Below are 18,951 nucleotides of genomic sequence, written 5' to 3'. Positions count from 1 at the left end.
TCACAAGGGGAGGAACCGCCAGTGGAGGGGCCGTTCATACGCATCGAGGACACTGGCGAGGTGGTCCCGTTGCGCCCCGAGATCACGACGGTCGGGAGGGGCCGGGGAGTCGACATCCGGCTCACCGATCCCAGCGTGTCCCGGCTCCATGCCGAGTTCGTCAGACGAGGACCCTACCTGTACGTCGTCGACCTGGGCCTGTCCAGGAACGGCACGCGGGTGAACGGCAGGCCGATCGCCCGGAGGGTCCTTGACGACGGCGACGTCGTCTCGTTCGGCGCGGCGCGGGGTCGCATCGGTGGAGTCCCCCGTGAGGACTTCACCCCTGAGGTCGAGCTGCGCAGGGCGGCAGCGCCCGAGCTGACCAGACGCGAGGTCGACGTGCTCACCTCGCTCTGCAGGCCGGCGCTGTCGGACGAGGCGTTCGTCGCCCCGGCGACCGCACGCGAGATCGCCGACGACCTGGTCGTGACCGAGGCCGCGGTCAAGCAGCATCTGCTGCGGCTCTACCAGAAGTTCAGGATCCCCGAGGGCACCAACCGGCGCACGCGCCTCGCCAACGAGGTCGTCGCACTCGGTCTGGTACGCCCGACCCCCGTGGTGCCACCACAGCGGTCGTCGGGCGCCTCGACCGAGCAGCCATCGGCAGCTGGGCGAAGGGCGTCTTGAGTACGGGCTACTTCAGGGACGGTTCTTAGGGACCGGGTCGCGACCGGGGCTTCGGCGAGGGGTTCCGGCAGCGTCGGAACCCCTGGTGCAACCGTGCCCGCGCGAAAAGTCACGGGCGGCGGGCAGTCGCCGGCCGGGAAACCGGCCGGCGACGCGAGCAGGCGTAGCGCGCGCTCAGATCAAGGCGTAGCGCGCTCTCAGATCACCCTGAAGCCGTTGCTCGGCTTGCTGGTCCGGTTGGCCCGGTCCACCGCCACCACGTAGTAGTGGTCGCCGCGCTTCCCGTCGGGGTCCGTCCAGCGGACCTGACGGTCGCCGGGCACGATCGCGACGAGGTTGCGCGCGTCGGCGAACGCCTCCGGGGAGGCGTGCCCGTCGAAGCGGAAGATCGCGAACAGGAACGGCTCCTTCCTGCCGGTGGCCACGGCCCGCACCTCGACGCCGCCGGAGCGGCGCAGCGCGTACGCCAGCACGGGCCGGTGCGGCGGCTCGCCGTCCGCCAGCCTGTGCAGCACGGGAGCGAGCGCCGGCCGCTGGTAGTGGTCGTTGACGGCGGTCGTGATGGAGCCGATCCTGTCGACCTTGACGTCGTTGGCGTTGTACCAGATGTCGCCGCCGACCTCGGGGTGGTCCCTGTTGAGGGTCAGATGGCCGGACAGCTCGCCGGGGGCCTGCCACTGGGCCGCCTGCGCCGGGTCGCCCGCCTTGTAGGCGGCCTGGCCGATCCAGAGCTGGGTGTTCGTGCCGCTCGCCACGTCCGACCACCAGGGGACGAGCTTGGAGTAGTCGGCCGGCGGCTGCCCGATGTACCAGTAGAGCTGGGGCGCGATGTAGTCGAGCCAGCCCTTCTTGACCCAGCCGCGGGTGTCGGCGTGCAGGCCGTCGTACGACTGGCCGCCGCTGGTCTCGGAGCCGAGCGGGTCGCTGGCCTTGTTGCGCCAGATGCCCGACGGGCTGATGCCCCACGCGATGTCCGGCTTGGCCTGGAGGACCCGCTGCTGCATCTCCTGCACCATGAGGTCGACGTTGTTGCGCCGCCAGGAGGCCAGGTCGGGGAAGCCGGCGCCGTACTTGGCGAACGCGGCGCTGTCGTCGAAGGCCGTGGTGTTGGTCGGGTAGAAGTAGTCGTCGAAGTGCAGGCCGTCGATGTCGTAGCGGGTGACCGCGTCCATCATCGCGTCCTGGCAGAACTTCCGCACCTCCGGCAGGCCCGGGTTGTAGTAGAGCTTGCCGCCGAACGGCAGGATCCAGTCGGGGTGCTTGCGCCCGGGGTGGTCGGGGTGCAGCTTGGCGGGGTCGGCCTGCATCGAGACGCGGTACGGGTTGAACCAGGCGTGGAAGGCCAGGCCGCGCTTGTGCGTCTCCTCCACGGCGAACCCGAGCGGGTCGTAGCCGGGGTCCTGCCCCTGGGTGCCGGTCAGGTACTGTGACCAGGGCTCGAACGGCGACGGCCAGAACGCGTCCGCGGTCGGCCTGATCTGCACGAACACCGAGTTGAGCTTGCGCTGCTGAGCCACGTCCAGCCAGGCGAGATACTCGGCTTTCTGCTGCTCCGCGGTCAGCCCCGGCTTCGAGGGCCAGTTGATGTTGACCACGGAGGCGATCCACATGCCGCGCATCTGGTGCAGCGGCGGAACGTAGTCCGCCGCCTCTGCTAACGCGGGCAGCGGTACGGCGACGGAGGCGGCGGCGAGGGCGAGACCCTTGAGGAGAGTCCTTCTGCTGGGCATTGGGGGGTGGCCTCTCGAAAGTGGTTGTATCGAAGGCGACGATGACAGAAAATTACCTTCAGATCAACAACCGTGAAGGAAAATGCCGATGAGCGGTGACCTGTCCAGACTGGCGATGACCGTGCTGCAACCAGGGTACGAGGGGATCTCCACTCCCGACTGGCTGCGGCGCGCCCTGGGCGAAGGTCTCGGCGGGGTGGTCCTGTTCGCCCGCAACGCCATCGACGCACAGCTCGTACGGCAGATGCGCGCCGAGAATCCGGCGGTCGTCATCGCCATCGACGAGGAGGGCGGCACGGTCACCCGCCTGGAGGTCCAGAACGGCAGCTCCTTTCCCGGCAACAGGGCGCTGGGCGTGGTGGACGACGTGGCGCTCACCGAGCGGGTGGGCCGCCAGATCGGCAGGATGCTCGCGGAGCTGGACATCACGCTCAATTACGCGCCCGACGCCGACGTGAACTCCAACCCGGCCAACCCGGTCATCGGCGTCCGTTCGTTCGGCCCCTCCCCCGAGCTGGTCTCCCGCCACACGGTCGCGTACGTGAACGGCGTGCAGGGCGCGGGCGTGGCCGCGTGCGCCAAGCACTTCCCCGGCCACGGGGACACGGTCACCGACTCCCACCTGGCGCTGCCGACCGTGCACGCCTCCCGCGAGGTGCTCTTCTCGCGCGATCTCCCGCCGTTCCGGGCCGCGATCGGCGCGGGGGTGCGCGCTGTCATGTCGGGCCACCTGCTCATTCCCGCTCTCGACCCGTCGATGCCGGCGACGCTGAGCCGTACCGCGATGACCGAGCTCCTGAGGGGCGAGCTCGGCTTCGACGGGATGCTCGTCACCGACTCGATCGACATGCAGGCGGTGGCCGCCATGTTCGGCCACGGCGAGATCGCGGTCAGAGCCCTGAACGCGGGCGCGGACGCCATCTGCGTGGGGCAGGGCAGCGAGGAGATCGTGTACGAGATGCGCGACGCGATCGTCGCCGCCGTGCGCGCCGGAGAGCTGCCGGAGGAGCGGCTCGCCGAGGCGGCCGCGCGAGTGCTCGCACTCTCCGAGTGGTACGGCGCGCAGGCGGCGCTGCGCGACAAGGCCAGGAGCGACGTGGACGAAGGCGTGGGCCTGGCTGCCGCCAGGGCGGCGCTGACCACCTCGGGCACCGCCACCCTGGACCGGGCGCCGCTGGTGGTCGAGGTCAACACCCGCTTCAGCAAGGCCGTCGACGCCGCCACGCCGACCGGCATCACGGCGGCGCTCACCGCCCTGCTGCCGAACACCGCACGCCTGCAGCTGGACGCCTCGGGAGAGCTGCCGGATCTCGCGAGCGACGAACGGCCGGTCGTGCTGGTGGTGCACGACGCCGCCCGGCACGACTGGGTGCGCTCGACGGTGACCAGGGCCCTGGCGATGCGGCCCGACGCGATCGTGGTGGACACCGGTGTGCCCGCGCCCCCGGGTGCGGCCGTACACGTGGCCACTCACGGGATCTCCCGCGTGTCCGCGCAGGCCGCGGCCGAATGGCTGACTCAGTGACCGCCGAATCCGCCAACCCGGTCGCCGCCGTACGCGCCGTGCTGCCGTCGCTCACGCCGGCGGCGCAGGGCATCGCCCGCATCATCCTGGACGATCCCGGGCTGGTGGTGCGGAGCACGATCACCGAGTTCAGCGCGGTCTCCGGGACCAGCGAGGCCACCATCGTCAGGACCGCCCGCGCGCTGGGCTTCACGGGGTACTCGCAGATGCGCTTCGCGCTGGCGGCGGCCGTGGCCAAGGAGCCGGAGCGGCTCGTGCCCGGCGACCTCGCGCCCGACGACCCGCTGACGGACGTGATCGCCAAGGTGGCCCGGGCCGAGTCCGAGGCGCTGGCCGACACCGCGGCCCAGCTCGATCCCGATCAGCTGGGCGAGGTGGTCAAGGCGATCTCGCTGGCGCGGCGGGTGGACGTGTACGGGGTCGCGGCCTCGGGGCTGGTGGCGGCGGACATGTCACAGAAGCTGCTGCGGATCGGGCTGTCGAGCCATCCGTTCAGCGACGCGCACCTGGCGCTGACCAGCGCCGCGCTGCTCCGGGAAGGGGACGTGGCCGTCGCGATCAGCTGCAGCGGGGAGACGCCTGACGTGCTGGTGCCCGCCCGGACGGCCGCCGAGACCGGGGCGCTGATCGTGGCGATCACCAACAACCCGCGCTCCTCGCTGGCCGAGCTGGCGGACCACACGCTGGTGTCGGCGGGCCGGGAGACGGCCTTCCGGCCGGGGGCGCTGGCCAGCCGGATCAGCCAGCTGCTGATCGTGGACTGCATCTTCGTGGGGCTGGCGCAGCGGACGTACGACTCGGCCGACGCCGCCATCCGCGCGACCCGCGAGGCCACGGACCGCTACCGCAACCGCTGATCCCCGCACCTCTTCCCGCCGACCCCGATGTGACCGCAGTCAGTGGTTGCGGTCCTCAGGAGGGAGAGGGCGAGAGGTGGCGCCAGCGATTGCACGTGATCAGCCATGGTGATCCGCTTGACATGGGCGGGTGAAGGCGTAGGTTCCGCGGTACGGGGCTGTTCGGTCAGAGAATACATGTGCGCATCGCAAGCAAATGGAGCCTCAAAGGTGGCCCTGCCCCCTGAACGCGATCAGCTCACGACCCGCTCGCTGCCCCGCTTCGCGGAGCTGCGCGGTCATGTCTACCGGCAGATCCAGCGGACGAGGGGCGAGCGATGACGACGGTCAGGGGCGCCACGTTCGACGTGCTCAGGCGGTACGGGCTGACCACGGTCTTCGGCAACCCCGGCTCGACCGAGGTGACGCTGCTGACCGGGCTGCCGGACGACCTGCGTTTCGTGCTCGCCCTCCACGAGGGTTCGGTCGTGGGCATGGCCACGGGATGGGCCATCGGACAGGAGGCGCCCGCGCTGGCCGTCCTGCACACCACGGCGGGGCTGGGTAACGCGGTGGGGGCCATCGCCACCGCCCGGGTGAACCGGGTGCCGCTCGTCATCCTCGTCGGGCAGCAGGATCGGCGGCATCTGGCGCTGGAGCCGTTCCTGACCGGGCGGATCCACGGGCTGGCCGGGGATTATCCGGTCTGGGTGGATCAGCCGGTACGGGCGCAGGACGTGCCGGGGGCGGTGGCGCGGGCCTTCCACGAGGCGACGACCTTCCACGGGCCCGCGCTGGTGGTGGTGCCGATGGACGACTGGGAGGCGCCCTTCTCCGGTTCGTCCGGTTCATCCGGTTCGTCCGGGGAGCCGGTGGCGGCGGCCGTTCGGGTGGTGCGGCCCGTCGCCGTCTCGGACGGGGACCTGGCACCGCTGGTGGAGCTGCTGTCCGGGGCCCGGTCCCCGGCGATCGTCGCGGGGGCGAGAGCGGAATGGGAGTCGCTGGTCCTGCTGGCCGAGCGGCTGGGGTGTCCGGTGTTCCAGGAGTCGTTCGGCGGTCGTGCCGGGTTCCCGCAGGACCATCCGCAGTACGCCGGGGTGCTGCCGGCCGACCGGGGCCGGCTGCGGGAGGCGCTGGCCCCGCATGACGTGGTGCTGGCCGTGGGGGCGCCGGTGTTCCGGCAGTACCCGTACGCGCCCGGTCCCCTGGTGATGCCGGGGACGTCGGTCGCGGTGGTCACGGACGACCCGGCCGAGGCGCATCGGAGCCCGGCCGCCCTGTCCTACCTCGCCTCGCCGTCGGCCGTCTGCGCTCGCCTGGCCGCTCTGCTTCCCGCTCGGCCTCCGGTCGCGCGGCGTTCTGACGTACCCGACATTCCCGAAGTGCCGGCGGAAGGGCGGCCGTTGCGGGCGGCGCACGTGCTGCGGGAGCTGGCGCTGCGGCTGCCCGCCGACACCGCGCTGATCGAGGAGACCCCGTCCTCCCGCCCCGACCTGCACCGGCTCGTACCCGCCAGGACCCCGCTCGGCTTCCTGTCGGCGGCCATGGGCGGGCTGGGGTTCGCCGTGCCGGCCGCGGTCGGCCTGCGGATGGCGCTGCCCGAGCGTCCCGTGGTCGCGGTCGTGGGCGACGGGTCGGCGCTCTACGGCGTGCACGCGCTCTGGAGCGCCGCGCACTACCGGGTGGGCGCGCTGTTCGTGGTGCTCGCCAACGGCCGGTACGCGGTCATGGACCGGCTGGCCGACAAGCAGGGCGGCAAGGCGCCGTGGCCGCCGTTCACCGAGGTGGACATGCGCGGCCTGGCGAGGTCGCTGGGCTGCCCGGCCAGGCGGGTGGACACCTACGACGAGCTGACGGCGGCGCTGGACGAGGTGCTGCCGACGCTCTCCACCCGCGACGAACCCCTGCTGCTCGACGTGACCGTGACCGTGGACCCGGATTTCCAGCCTTAGGAGGCTCACCATGACGTTCCTCGACCCCAAGATCTGGACGGGGTCCGTCTTCGACGGCGGATGGACGGCCTCGCGGGGCGGCGACGCCCCGGTCATCGAGCCCGCGACCGGCAACGAACTCGGGCGCGCGGGCACGGCCGGCGCCGATGACGTGGCGGCGGCGGCCGTACGGGCTCGGGAGGAGCAGCGGGCGTGGGCCGCGACGCCGTACGAGGAGCGGGCGGCGCTGCTGCGGCGGGCCGGGCGGCTGTTCGAGGAGCACGCGCAGGAGATCCAGGAGTGGATCGTCCGCGAGTCCGGCGGCGTGCCGGGCAAGGGCGGGTTCGAGACGCACGTGGCGGCGCAGGAGTGCTACGAGGCGGCGGCGCTGGCCTCGCAGCCGCTCGGCGAGGTGCTGCCGACGGCCCGCAAGCGGCTCAGCTTCGCGCGGCGGGTGCCGGTCGGGGTGGTGGGGGTGATCGCGCCGTTCAACTTCCCGCTGATCCTGGGCATCCGGTCGGTCGCTCCGGCGCTCGCGCTGGGGAACGCGGTCGTGTTCAAGCCGGACCAGCGCACGGCCGTCTGCGGCGGGTTCGCGATCGCGCGGGTCTTCGAGGAGGCCGGACTGCCGGCCGGGCTGCTGCACGTGCTGCCCGGCGGTCCCGAGGCCGGTCAGGCGCTGGTCGCCGACCCGAACATCCCCGTGATCTCCTTCACCGGCTCCACCGCCGCCGGGCGCAGGGTCGGCGAGGCCGCCGCGCGCCTGCTCAAGCGGGTCCACCTGGAGCTGGGCGGGAACTCGGCGCTGGTCGTGTTCGACGACGCCGACCTCGGCCCGGCCGCCTCCGCGGGCGCGTGGGCGTCGTTCTTCCACCAGGGGCAGATCTGCATGACCTCAGGGCGGCACCTCGTGCACGAGGCCGTGGCCGAGGAGTACGTCGAGCGCCTGGCCGCCAAGGCCGCGGACCTGCCGGTCGGCGACCCGGCCACCGGGCAGGTCGCGCTCGGGCCGCTCATCGACGCGGGGCAGCGCGACCGGGTGCACCGGCTGGTCACCTCCAGCGTGGAGGCCGGGGCCCGGCTCGCCGCCGGGGGGACGTACGAGGGGCTGTTCTACCGGCCCACCGTGCTGGCGGAGGTGCCGGTGACCGCGCCCGCGTACGCGGAGGAGGTGTTCGGGCCGGTGGCGCCGGTGACGACGTTCGCCACGCTGGAGGAGGCCGCGGCGCTGGCCGCGGACTCCGAGTACGGGCTCTCGCTGGGCATCCTCACCCGCGACGTGATGAAGGGGCTGGCGCTGGCCGACCTGGTGCCGACGGGGATCGTGCACATCAACGACCAGACCGTGGACGACGAGGCCGTGGCGCCGTTCGGCGGGGTGGGGGCCTCGGGGACAGGGGCCCGGTTCGGCGGCACCGGGGCGAACGTGGACGCCTTCACGGAGACGCAGTGGGTCACGATGCAAGGGGACATCGCCGCGTACCCGTTCTGAGTCCCACATCTGGGCGGGCGGCACCCGCGTCTTGTCGGCCAGGGGCGCGGGCGACGGGGTCCGCCGCCCGCGAAAAGGTGCCGCGTGGCTCAGTGGAGGCGCTCGGCGGCCTCGACCACGTTGGACAGGAGCAGGGCGCGGGTCATGGGGCCGACGCCGCCCGGGTTGGGGGTGAGGAAGCCCGCGACCTCGGCAACGTCCGGCGCCACGTCACCGGCGATCTTGCCGTCCACGCGGGAGACCCCCACGTCGAGGACGGCCGCGCCGGGCTTGACCATGTCGCGGGTGATCAGGCCGGGCACGCCTGCCGCCGCCACCACGATGTCCGCCCGGCGTACGTGGCCTGCCAGGTCCTGGGTGCCGGTGTGGCAGAGGGTCACGGTGGCGTTCTCGCTGCGGCGGGTCAGCAGGAGGCCGAGCGAGCGGCCCACCGTGATGCCGCGCCCGACCACGGCCACCTCCGCGCCCTTGATCGGCACGCCGTACTCCTGCAGGAGCAGCACGATGCCGTGCGGGGTGCACGGAAGCGGGGCGTCGACCATGTGGACGAGGCGGCCCAGGTTGACCGGGTGGAGGCCGTCGGCGTCCTTGGCCGGGTCCATGCGCTCGAGCAGGGCCATCGTGTCGAGGTGCTTGGGGAGGGGGAGCTGGACGATGTAGCCGGTGCACTCGGGTGAGGCGTTGAGCTCGTCGACGGCCGCCTCGACCTCGGCCTGGGTGGCGGTCGCCGGAAGGTCGACGCGGATGGAGGCGATGCCCACCTCGGCGCAGTCGCGGTGCTTGCCCGCGACGTAGATCTGGCTGCCGGGGTCGTCGCCCACCAGCACGGTGCCCAGGCCGGGAGTGATGCCGCGTTCCTTGAGCGCGGCCACCCGGGCCGTGAGGTCTGCCTTGATCTTGGCGGCGGTCGCCTTGCCGTCGAGTTTCACTGCGCTCATGCCGCAATCCTTCCATGTCCGCCGGCACCCTCGGCACGCCGCCCGACCCTGTCCGGCATTCGCATGCTCCAGATGTCCTGGCGAAGAGTTATCCACAGACGCCAGGCAGCTGAGTCGAGTTATCCACAGGCAATCGTTGACATCGTTGTCATTGATCTTGGAAGGGCTTAGTGTTGCGGGCGCCAGCAACATGCTCAGGAGGTTCCCTTGCCTTGCCGCCTGTTGTCCGCAGAGTCGACCGATCTGTTCGTGGGCTCCCACGACGCGCCCTGCCAGGTGCTGAGAGTCACCGTTGCCGAAGGAGAGCACGAGTCGTCGCTGGAGCTGCGCGGCGAAGGCGTGCGGCTGGCCGAGCCGGTGACCGTACCCGCGGCCGCCGCCGTCCTCGAGGTGCCCATGGCCGTGTCCGCGCCGCCTGGCAGCACCGTGCCCTGCGTGCTCACGCTGGGCGAGGATTCGCTGGCGGTCACGGTCACGGCCGAGGAGCCGGGCTGGACCATGTACATGGTGTCCCACTTCCACTACGACCCGGTGTGGTGGAACACGCAGGCGGCCTACACCAGCCCGTGGGAGCTGCTCTCCGGCGACGGCACCACCAGGCCGCTGTGGGAGCGAAACGCGTTCGCGCTGGTCGAGGCCCACATCGAGCTGGCGCTCCGCGACCCCGACTACCGTTTCGTGCTGGCCGAGGTCGACTATCTCAAGCCGTTCTTCGACACCCACCCCGAGCGGCGGGCCGACCTGCGTGCCCTCATGGCCGAGGGCAGGGTCGAGCTGATCGGCGGCACGTACAACGAGCCCAACACCAATCTGACCGGCGCCGAGACGACGATCCGCAACCTCGTCTACGGCATCGGCTACCAGCGCGACATCCTGGGCGGCGACCCGCGCACCGCGTGGCAGCTCGACGTGTTCGGCCACGACCCGCAGTTCCCCGGCTACCTGGCGGCGGCCGGGCTGACCGGCAGCGCATGGGCGCGCGGCCCCTTCCACCAGTGGGGCCCGATCAGCAAGAACTTCAAGCAGGCCAAGAACGACGCCGCGCTGATGCAGTTCCCGAGCGAGTTCGAGTGGATCTCGCCGTCCGGCCAGGGGGTGCTGACCCACTACATGCCCGGCCACTACTCCGCGGGCTGGTGGATGGACTCCTCGCCGTCCCTGGACGATGCCTGCCAGGCGGTCTACGACCTCTACCGCTCGCTCAAGCCGGTGGCCGCGACCAAGAACATCCTGCTCCCGGTCGGCACCGACTACACCCCGCCCAACAAGTGGGTCACCGACATCCACCGCACCTGGGCGAGCCGCTATGTCTGGCCCAGGTTCGTCTGCGCCACTCCTCGAGACTTCCTCGACGCCGTCCGCGCCGACCTGTCGTCGTTCAGCCCCCAGACCCGCGACATGAACCCCGTCTACACCGGCAAGGACGTGTCGTACATCGACACCAAGCAGGCCCAGCGCGCCGCCGAGGTGGCCGCCCTGGACGCCGAGCGGCTGTCGACGTTCGCGAGCCTGCTCGGGCTCGGCCGTTATCCGCACACGGCGCTCGACAAGGTGTGGCGCCAGCTGGCCTACGGCGCGCACCACGACGCGATCACCGGCTCGGAGTCCGACCAGGTCTACATCGACCTGCTGACCGGCTGGCGAGAGGCGTACGACCTGGCCACGACCGCCCGGGACAACGCCCTGAGCGCGTTGACAGGCCGGATCGGCGTGGACGCGGCAAGCGTGGTGGTGACCAACACGCTCCCCTTCGCCCGCGACGGCCTGGTCCGCGTGCCCCTGCCGGCCGGGCAGACCGTGGCCGATCCCTCGGGCGCCCATGTCCCCGCCGTCCGGGAGCACGGCACGCTGACGTTCCTGGCCCGCGATGTTCCTTCCATGGGCTGGCGTACGTACCGGATCGTGAACGGCTCCCCAGCCACCTGGCACCCGACCGACGCCGAAGTCCTCACCACCCTCACGTCCGACGGGGCTCCGACCACCGACCCGAGCAGCGGCCCCATCATCGGCCCGACCACCGACCCGATCACCATCCAGAACGACCGATGGCAGGTCACGGCCGATCCTGCCCGAGGCGGCGCGCTCACCTCGATCCTCGACCGATCCACGGGCCGCGAACTCCTCACCGGGCCAGGCAACGAGCTCCGCCTGTACGACGAATACCCCCAGCACCCGGACATGGGCGAGGGCCCCTGGCACCTCATCCCCACGGGCCGGGTCGTGGGCTCCGCAGACACGCACGCCGCGACCGCACGCGCCGACACCAGCCCGATAGGCCGGCGCCTGACCGTCACCGGCCAGGTCGGCGAGATCACCTACGAGCAGACCGTCACCTTGCCGACCGGCTCCGACCGGATCGAGTTCACCACCTGCGTGCTCGACCACACCGGCGCCGACCGCCTGCTCCGCGTCCGCTTCCCGGCCCATGTCGAAGGCGCGCTCCCGGTGTCCGACGTCTCGGGCGCCGTGGTGGGGCGCGGCTTCGCACTCCCCGACGTGGACTCGGCCGAGCACCCGTGGACGCTCGACAACCCGGCCAACACCTGGTTCGGCCTGTCGGCCACGGCCAAGGTCGACCTCGGCGAGGCGGGCGCCAGGGCGTTGGGCGTGGCCGAGGTCGTGGTGCCCACCTTGGAGGACGCCCCGGAGGCCCGGGACCTGGTGGTGGCCCTGGCCCGCGTGGGCGTGACCGCCACCACGTCCTCCGCCCCGGGCACGAGGTACGGCTGGCTCGACGTCGACTCGAACCTCCCGGACGTACGCATCGTCCTGGGCGGCCCCGACACCAACCCGCTGGCCGCCGAGATCCTCTCCCGGGCGGACCCGGCCTACCTGGACGCCCTGAAGTCCGGCGAGTCCCGGGTGTGGATCCCGGCCGAACGCCCGCTCCCGGCAGTCTGGCAACCGAGCGCCGACCTCCGTGACGTACGCGCCCTCCCGGCCCTGATCGTCGCAGGCCCGATCGCCGACCTCGTGACGGACCTGGAGGACGCGACGATCGAAGCGGTGTGCCCTCTGGGCACGGAGCGCCTCGACAACCGCACGGTCGCTCTGCTCGCCTACGGCCTGCCCGGTTTCGCGGTCGACCCGTCGGGCGCGCTGCACCTGTCGTTGATGCGCTCCTGCACGGGCTGGCCGTCCGGCATCTGGCTGGACCCACCTCACCGCACGACGCCGGACGGCTCGGGCTTCCAGCTCCAGCACTGGACGCACGAGTTCTCGTACGCCCTGGTCGGCGGCGAGGGCGACTGGCGAGCCCAGCGGCTCCCCGCCAAGGCTCAGGAGCACATCACTCCGCTGCTCCCCCGCACCCTCACAGCGCCCCAGGCCGGCGACCTCCCCCAGACCCACTCCCTCCTGACCCTCGCCCCCGCCCTGGACGTCCTCCTGGGCACCCTCAAAGCCACCGGCAACCCCCACGCCCACGGCCACACCACCGGGCCTGACCAAGGCGTGACGATCCGCCTGGTCGAAGCCACCGGCCTGGGCTCCACAGCGGAGATCAGCTCTCCGCTCCTCCCTCTGCACTCCCTGACGCACTCCGACCTCCTGGAGCACCCCGGCGCCCCGGTCACGACCACGAGCCTCCCTCTGACCGGCTCCGAGATCGCCACCTACTTGACCCCCACAGACCGGGGCACTCCGATGGAATCCGGCACCGTGCCTCCCGAGCTCGGCCCCACCGCGGAGCAGGCCCAGCCGGTCTTCACCCGCTACTGGCTCCACAACAAGGGCCCGGCTCCGCTCGGCTACCTGCCGATCTCTCTTGCGATCAGCCCCGGCCTGGTCACGCCGTCGGGCGGCGAGCCCTTCGAGGTGGACGTGGTGCTCTCCTCCCACCTGACGAACGAGGCCCACGAGGGCCTGGTCACCCTCCACGTTCCCGAAGGCTGGACCGCCTCCCCGGCCCAACGCGCCTTCCGCCTCCCGCCGGGCGGCCACCTCCGCTTCCCGGTCACGGTGACTCCGTCCGCCTCCTCCGAGAGCGGTGGACGCACTCACCCCGCCACGGGCCTGCACTTCGTCTCCGCCCGGACCTCGGTAGGCGGCCAGTTCATCGAAGACGTCACCACCGTGGCCCTCAACCCCACCCCCGAGCTCCCGAGCCAGGGCACACCCCATGCCTCCACCAGGGCCGACCGCGGCACCACGTCCGCCGAGGGCCGCCCCACAGGGCTGTCCGTCTCCCCCATCACCGACGCCCTCGCTCTCCGTCCCGGCACCAGCACCTCCCTCGTCCTGAGGCTCACCAACACCACCTCCGGCGAGATCCGCGGTGAGTCCCAGCTCGCCTCCCCCTGGGGGACGTGGCACCTGCTCCCCGAGGTCATCCAGGGCTTCACGGTCGCAGCAGGCGAAACGGTGGACGTGTCATTCCGGGTGGAGGTCCCCGAGGACGCGCCCGAAGGCCACGCCTGGGCCCTGGCCAAGGTCATGTGGTTCGGCCGCTGCCAGTACAGCCCGGCGATCCGGCTGGAGGTGACCCGGTGACGACCCGTATGCAGCAGCCGGCAGGCGGCCGGGCTGGAGGCGGCCCGGTGGCGGAGGACGTGCGTCCGGCCGCCACCGCGGAGGGCGTGCGTCCGGCCACCCCTGCGGAAGGCGTGCGCCTGGCCGCCCCTGCGGAAGGCGTGCGTCCGGCTGCCACTGGGGCGGCCTCGGCGCCTGGCATCGGGGCGGTGGCCGGGTGGGTCGACGGCCGTCCGATCCCCCGCGAACGGCTCGAACGACGCCTCGCCGACCTGCGCAACGGTCCCTTCCGCGCGACGCTGCCCGTGCCAGGAAGCTCGGAAGACCGCCAACTCGCCAGATGGCTGACCCAGGTCATCCTCACGGAGGCGCTGTGCGAAGCGGTGGCAGCGGATCTGGGGCTCGATCCGGTGGAGGCCGAGCCGTTCGAGGGCGTGGCGGCCGTCGAACTGGGCTCCATCAACACCGCCGCGTACAACGGCAATCCGTGGGTGCGTGCCGTGTTCGAGCACGTCACCGCCACTATGGAAGCCCCACCGGAATGGCGGTCCCCCGCCCGCGCCGAGCGCCCCCCGCAGTACCTCATCCGGCACCGCCTCTTCCCGGACCACTCGAGCGCCCACCGCGCGACACCCGACGCCCTCGACTCGCTCGGCCCGGCGGCATCGCTCGACTCGCTGCCTGCGGCGATAGCCGAAGCACTTCAGCGCCATCCACACGGCACTCTGGTAGGCCCCGTACAGGATGCCTTGGGGTGGCATGTCGCCATCGTCACCCCCTTCACAGAGCGAGGAGCCGCCCTTCGGCCGCCACCAACCGCATGCGACGCGCCCACCTCAGCGGAGCAGGCCACCATCCCACCCCGACAAGACCGGAGTGGAGCGACGCTGCTGGATGCCGCGCGGCGGAGGACCTTCGCGCGCCGGCTGGATGACCTGCGCGCCAAGAAGGTCGAACTCGTGCCCGGACTCGAACACCCTGGCGATCCCCGCCAGCCCGACAACCACCACAAACATTGATGAACTACGTACTTGCCATAGACATCGGAGGAACCAAGCTCGCCGCCGCACTGGTGGACGAAGCGGGTTCCGTGTTGCGTTCCGGTACGCGGCCCACGCCACGTACGGACGTCATGTCCGCCCTGGCCGCGCTCATCGCGGAAGTGACCGACGACGGCCCGCCACCGGAGGCCGTCGGGATCGGCTGCGCCGGACCACTGGATCTGGCCGCCGGGACGGTGAGCCCGGTGAACATGCCCAGTTGGCGCGGGTTCCCCCTGCGCGAGGAGGTGCGGAGGCTGACGGGACTGCCCACCGTCCTCGCGGGCGACGCGCAGTGCTTCGCGCTCGGGGAGCACTGGCTGGGGGCTGGGCGAGACAGCAGCTCGCTGCTCGGCATCGTGGTGTCCACCGGGATCGGCGGCGGGCTGGTGATCGACGGCAGGCCGCTGCTGGGGACGAGCGGGAACGCGGGCCACGTCGGTCACATGTCCATCGATCCCGGTGGCGAGCGGTGCGAGTGTGGCGGCCGGGGCTGCGTCGAACGCTACTCCAGCGGACCCAACCTCGCCCGCTGGGCGCTGGACAACGGCTGGTCGCCCTCCTCAGGCCAAGCGGATGAGAAGGCGGACGCGCGAGCACTCGCCAGAGACGCCGCGGCAGGCGATCCGATCGCGGTGGCGGCGTTCGAACGCGGCGCGCGGGCGCTGGCCGGGATGATCGCCTCCACGGCGGCCGCAGTCGAGATCACCACGGTGGTCGTCGGTGGTGGCGTGTCGGCGGCGGGAAGAGTGCTGTTCGACCCGCTGGAGCGCATGCTTGACGACGTGGCAGGGCTGGCGTTCGTCCGGGCGGTACGCGTCCACCAGAGCACGCTGGGCGTGCAGGCGGCCCTGGCGGGGGCGGCCCGGTTAGCCTGGCAGCGCACGCCGGCGGCCCCATAGTGGGGTGACCGGACGGCGGGGCCTGCGACCTCGTGCACAGCCGATTCCGGCCCTTGTCCCACAACGAGAAGTGGAGGATCCTGGCGGCTGGTGAGCCTAACCAGCCTCATCTTCGGGATCATCGGACTCTTCGGGAGCTGGTGCCTGTTCGGCATCCCGTCCATCGTGGCCGTTGTCCTGGGCCATGTGGCCACCACGAAGACCAGACGTGGCCTCAGGTCCGGGCACGGCCTGGCAGTGGGCGGACTCGTCCTCGGCTACATCGTGCTCGTTCCGGCGCTCATCGTCTCCGGGGTCATCATCACGCACCCGGAGACGCCGGCCCAAGGGCTCAACGACGTCTTCGATGGTTTGTCTGGCTGATGAGCCCTAGGGAGCCTTTCGGCCACCGCTACTCGCGCTCGAGGGCCTGAGCTCCCATACGGGATCCATGCAGGATCCATGCGCACGGCTGTCACGCTGCTGCCAAGTCCCTCCTCAGAGATTGGCTGATGCGGCGATGAGGCCACGACTCAAAGGCATCGCCTGGGAGCGGGTCGGGGATGTGCTGCGGTTGGTGTACGACCCACGCGACCAGCTGATTCTGACCGACCCCGACGGGACGGTGGAGAAGCTCATAGGTCTCCTCAGCGAGGGCGGCAGGACCGTCGCCGAGCTCGCGAAGGAGCTGTCGCTGGACGAGGCCGACGTACGGGACGCCGTCGCGGCGCTCGACGCCGAGCGGCTGCTGGAGGACGGCGACCGCCTCGACCGGTTGGAGCCTGCCGACGCCGAACGGTATTTCAGCAACCTGGCCTTCTTCGAGTCGTTCAGCACCCTCGACCGCAGCCGCGAGGACCTGCAGCGCCGCCTCCGCGAATCACACGTCCTGGTGCTCGGCACCGGGGGCCTCAACTCCAACACCATCCCGCACCTCGCCGGGCTCGGCGTCGGCGCGATGACGCTGCTCGACCGGGACGCCGTGGAGCTGCGCAACTTCGCCCGGCAGTACCTCTACCGCACCGACGACATCGGCGCCCGCAAGGTCGAGCGCGCCGCGGCCTGGGTGCGGGCCTTCGACCCGGCCGTCCAGGTCGAGTGGGTCGAGGCCGACATCTCTGGACCGGAGCAGCTCGTCGAGCTCATCCGCCGGGTCGGGCCCGACGTGGTGGCCTCGGGCATCGACCGGCCGAAGGGGATCGACCTCTGGGTGAACGAGGCGTGCGTACGCACTGGGGTGCCGTTCGTCCGTGGCGGCATGTCGGTCACCACCGGCACGGTCTGGTCGGTGAACCCGGGCGTCAGCGCGTGTCGCGCCTGCGTACCGGCCGACCCCTCGAACCCGGCGCACTTCCCCGACCCCGACGATCCGGCCATCGCCAGTGCCATCGCCGCCACTCGCCTCTTCGTCAGCAGGCCACAGCCCAACCGCGGGATCGGGCCGGTCGCCGGCCTGCTGGGGGCATTCGGCGCCTTCGAGGTGCTGCGCTACCTGACCGGTTTCGAGCCACCGGCGTACGCCGGTCGGCCACTTGACATCGACTTCGCGCACGGCTGTGCGACGAGTCGGGCCGAGTGGCCACGTGATCCCTCATGCGCGGTATGCGGAGGGAGGTGATCACTGTGAAGATCGAGATCGTGCGAGTCGAGAACACCCGACTCACGCAGAACGGCACCGATTCCTGAGAATCGGCCAAGGGGCCGCACTCCTGCCTGATCGGGGTGCGGCCCCTTTTCCGCTTCCTGCCGACCGTGGAGAGAAGATCCCAGGAGAGAAGAATGGCCATGTCCCTGGATGAGGAGCTGCGCGAACGGGCCGCCCGGCTGACGGTCGCCTTCGACGGCGAGGCATGGATTCTCGGCCGCCCCGAACTGGGCATTTTCGTCGCGGTGCCAGAGCCGGGTGCGGTCTTCGTCACGACGCTGCAGGAGACCGGCTCGCTCGACGAGGCCGCCGCGCGGGCCGGCGAGGTCGCGGGCGAGCAGGTGGACGGCCCCGACTTCGTCGACGGGCTCACCGCCGCGGGACTGCTCGATCCGCCGGCCGAGGCCGGCGGAGCGCGCGGGCAGATCAAGTGGATCGAAGGGGTCAGTCCCCGATCGGCGGCCCGACTGTTCGGGCCCGCCGCCTGGACGTTTTACGCGGCCGCCGTGATCTTCGCCGTCTCCCTCTTTCTGATCAGGCCCGATCTGCGCCCCTCCTGGGACGACGCCTGGTGGCTGCCCAGCCCTGGCCTGTCCGCGTTGAGCTGGCTGCTGTTCGGCATCGCGTTCGGCGCCGTGCACGAGGCGTGGCACTGGCTCGCGGGACGGGCGCTCGGCGTGCCGGCGGTCTTCCGGGTCAGCTATCGGGGCATATACATCGTCTTCGAGACCGATCTCACCCAGATCGTCACGGTGCCGCGCCACCGTCGCCACGGGGTCTACCTGGCCGGAATGGCCATCGACACCGTGGTCCTGGCCGTCACGCTGGGACTGCGGCTGCTCGACCCGCCCGGCGTTCTCGACGATCTCCTCGCCGTCGTGGCGCTCTCCCAGACTTTCGGCATCATCTGGCAGTGGGCCGCCCTGCCACTGCGCAGCGACTCGTACGCCTTGCTCGCGAACGCGCTGCGCTGCCACAACCTCTACCGGACGACCTGGCTGACCGCCAAGGCCAAGCTGTTCCGGCTCACCGAGGACGAGACGAATGAGCTGTCCGGGATGAGCGCGCGTGATCTCCAGGTCGCCCGATGGTTCGTGGTGCCGTACATCGCCGGGATCGCCGGCATGGTCTGGATACTCTTCACGGGCGTGCTGCCGCTGGTCGTCTCGCTGGGGAGCTGGGGCCTGGCCCAGCTGGCCGGCGGCCCGATCGGCTCGTCGGGCTTCTGGGAGGCGCTCGCCGTGGCCGTGTACATAGCCGTACAGGTCGGCCTGCCGCCGCTGCTCGCCCTCCGCGAGCGCCGCCTGCGCCGGGCCGGCGGACTCCTCTGAGGGTGCGGCCCCGGTAAGTTACTCGCGCTCGAGAGCCTGGGCTTCGCGGCGCTCGATGATCCGGCGGGTGAACGGGATGATCTCGACGACGCGGCTGCCGAGATAGGCACCGATGAAGGCGAGCACCAGGAGAACGACGGGGCTGGTGGCGAAGCCGTTCATGGTGACGAATGCGCGCAGGATCGCCTCGAGCAAGGGGAACTCCGTGAGGATCGGCAAGATGGGGGAGCATCAGGCTAACCGCATCTCGCCGATGCTCGGCCCCAAAACCGGACACGGCATGCCCGGGGTGGCCGCGTCCCGTGGTCCAAGTCCACGCCGACGGGCCACCCGTCCGCAGGCGGCCTCCATAGCGGGCAGCCCGACCTCAGGCGGCCTCCATAGCGGGCAGCCCGACCTCAGGCGGCCTCCATAGCGGGCAGCCCGACCTCAGGCGGCCTCCATAGCGGGCAGCCCGACCTCA

The 18,951-nt window shown here is 71.4% G+C and carries 14 protein-coding genes and 1 pseudogene; 12 read left to right on the top strand and 3 right to left on the bottom strand.

Annotated features, from left to right (window positions below; all coding sequences use genetic code 11):
- The first annotated feature begins 21 nt into the window (after positions 1 to 21).
- The gene (locus AB0J64_RS43305) at positions 22 to 669 is read left to right on the top strand and encodes an FHA domain-containing protein (protein ID WP_106236302.1); all 648 of its coding nucleotides are present in this window, start codon (positions 22 to 24) and stop codon (positions 667 to 669) included.
- A gap of 197 nt (positions 670 to 866) precedes the next feature.
- Here the strand turns inward: AB0J64_RS43305 and AB0J64_RS43300 are convergent, their stop codons facing one another.
- Entirely contained in the window at positions 867 to 2,399 is a 1,533-nt protein-coding gene (locus AB0J64_RS43300) for a family 10 glycosylhydrolase (protein WP_364041311.1), read from the bottom strand.
- 88 nt (positions 2,400 to 2,487) lie between these two features.
- On the opposite strand from AB0J64_RS43300, the gene AB0J64_RS43295 reads away from it, so the two are divergent.
- The 5 genes and pseudogenes from AB0J64_RS43295 (at position 2,488) to AB0J64_RS43275 (ending at position 8,183) form a co-directional block, all read left to right on the top strand.
- Entirely contained in the window at positions 2,488 to 3,924 is a 1,437-nt protein-coding gene (locus tag AB0J64_RS43295) for a glycoside hydrolase family 3 N-terminal domain-containing protein (RefSeq protein WP_364041309.1), read from the top strand.
- A complete protein-coding gene (locus AB0J64_RS43290; RefSeq protein WP_364041307.1) occupies positions 3,909 to 4,781 on the top strand; it encodes a MurR/RpiR family transcriptional regulator in 873 nt (290 codons plus the stop codon). Before AB0J64_RS43295 ends, AB0J64_RS43290 begins: the two co-directional genes overlap by 16 nt.
- A 210-nt stretch (positions 4,782 to 4,991) precedes the next feature.
- A pseudogene (locus AB0J64_RS43285) lies at positions 4,992 to 5,102 on the top strand (ABC transporter ATP-binding protein); the annotation flags it as partial.
- A complete protein-coding gene (locus AB0J64_RS43280) occupies positions 5,099 to 6,712 on the top strand; it encodes a thiamine pyrophosphate-dependent enzyme (RefSeq protein ID WP_364041305.1) in 1,614 nt (537 codons plus the stop codon). The pseudogene AB0J64_RS43285 and the gene AB0J64_RS43280, both read left to right, overlap by 4 nt.
- A 10-nt stretch (positions 6,713 to 6,722) precedes the next feature.
- Positions 6,723 to 8,183 (top strand): benzaldehyde dehydrogenase, encoded by a 1,461-nt coding sequence (locus tag AB0J64_RS43275; RefSeq protein WP_364041303.1) that lies wholly within the window; start codon positions 6,723 to 6,725, stop codon positions 8,181 to 8,183.
- Between the two features lie 89 nt (positions 8,184 to 8,272).
- On the opposite strand, the gene AB0J64_RS43270 is transcribed toward AB0J64_RS43275, so the two are convergent.
- Positions 8,273 to 9,121, bottom strand: coding sequence for a bifunctional methylenetetrahydrofolate dehydrogenase/methenyltetrahydrofolate cyclohydrolase (locus tag AB0J64_RS43270; protein ID WP_357616695.1), 849 nt, complete (start codon positions 9,119 to 9,121; stop codon positions 8,273 to 8,275).
- A 222-nt stretch (positions 9,122 to 9,343) separates the two neighbouring features.
- Here AB0J64_RS43270 and AB0J64_RS43265 point away from each other — a divergent pair, with 222 nt between their 5' ends.
- The 6 genes from AB0J64_RS43265 to AB0J64_RS43240 all read left to right on the top strand — a co-directional run bounded on the left by AB0J64_RS43265 (position 9,344) and on the right by AB0J64_RS43240 (position 18,488).
- Entirely contained in the window at positions 9,344 to 13,612 is a 4,269-nt protein-coding gene (locus tag AB0J64_RS43265; protein WP_364041298.1) for an NEW3 domain-containing protein, read from the top strand.
- Entirely contained in the window at positions 13,609 to 14,610 is a 1,002-nt protein-coding gene (locus tag AB0J64_RS43260; RefSeq protein ID WP_364041296.1) for a hypothetical protein, read from the top strand. The genes AB0J64_RS43265 and AB0J64_RS43260 overlap by 4 nt, the downstream gene beginning before the upstream one ends.
- A complete protein-coding gene (locus AB0J64_RS43255) occupies positions 14,610 to 15,533 on the top strand; it encodes an ROK family protein (protein ID WP_364041294.1) in 924 nt (307 codons plus the stop codon). Before AB0J64_RS43260 ends, AB0J64_RS43255 begins: the two co-directional genes overlap by 1 nt.
- Positions 15,534 to 15,623: 90 nt before the next feature.
- On the top strand, positions 15,624 to 15,896 hold the full coding sequence (locus AB0J64_RS43250) for a DUF4190 domain-containing protein (protein WP_364041292.1): 273 nt from the start codon (positions 15,624 to 15,626) through the stop codon (positions 15,894 to 15,896).
- Between the two features lie 136 nt (positions 15,897 to 16,032).
- The gene (locus AB0J64_RS43245; RefSeq protein WP_364041290.1) at positions 16,033 to 17,130 is read left to right on the top strand and encodes a ThiF family adenylyltransferase; all 1,098 of its coding nucleotides are present in this window, start codon (positions 16,033 to 16,035) and stop codon (positions 17,128 to 17,130) included.
- 167 nt (positions 17,131 to 17,297) lie between these two features.
- Positions 17,298 to 18,488, top strand: coding sequence for a hypothetical protein (locus AB0J64_RS43240; protein ID WP_364041288.1), 1,191 nt, complete (start codon positions 17,298 to 17,300; stop codon positions 18,486 to 18,488).
- 18 nt (positions 18,489 to 18,506) lie between these two features.
- On the opposite strand, the gene AB0J64_RS43235 is transcribed toward AB0J64_RS43240, so the two are convergent.
- Positions 18,507 to 18,683, bottom strand: a complete 177-nt coding sequence (locus tag AB0J64_RS43235; RefSeq protein WP_364041286.1) for a hypothetical protein — start codon at positions 18,681 to 18,683, stop codon at positions 18,507 to 18,509.
- Between the last annotated feature and the right edge of the window lie 268 nt (positions 18,684 to 18,951).

It is taken from the genome of Nonomuraea sp. NPDC049695, from assembly GCF_040674955.1.
In the GTDB taxonomy this organism is placed as follows: domain Bacteria; phylum Actinomycetota; class Actinomycetes; order Streptosporangiales; family Streptosporangiaceae; genus Nonomuraea; species Nonomuraea helvata.
Note: the sequence above shows the minus strand (reverse complement) of the source record. Positions and strands in the feature narration are given on the sequence as shown.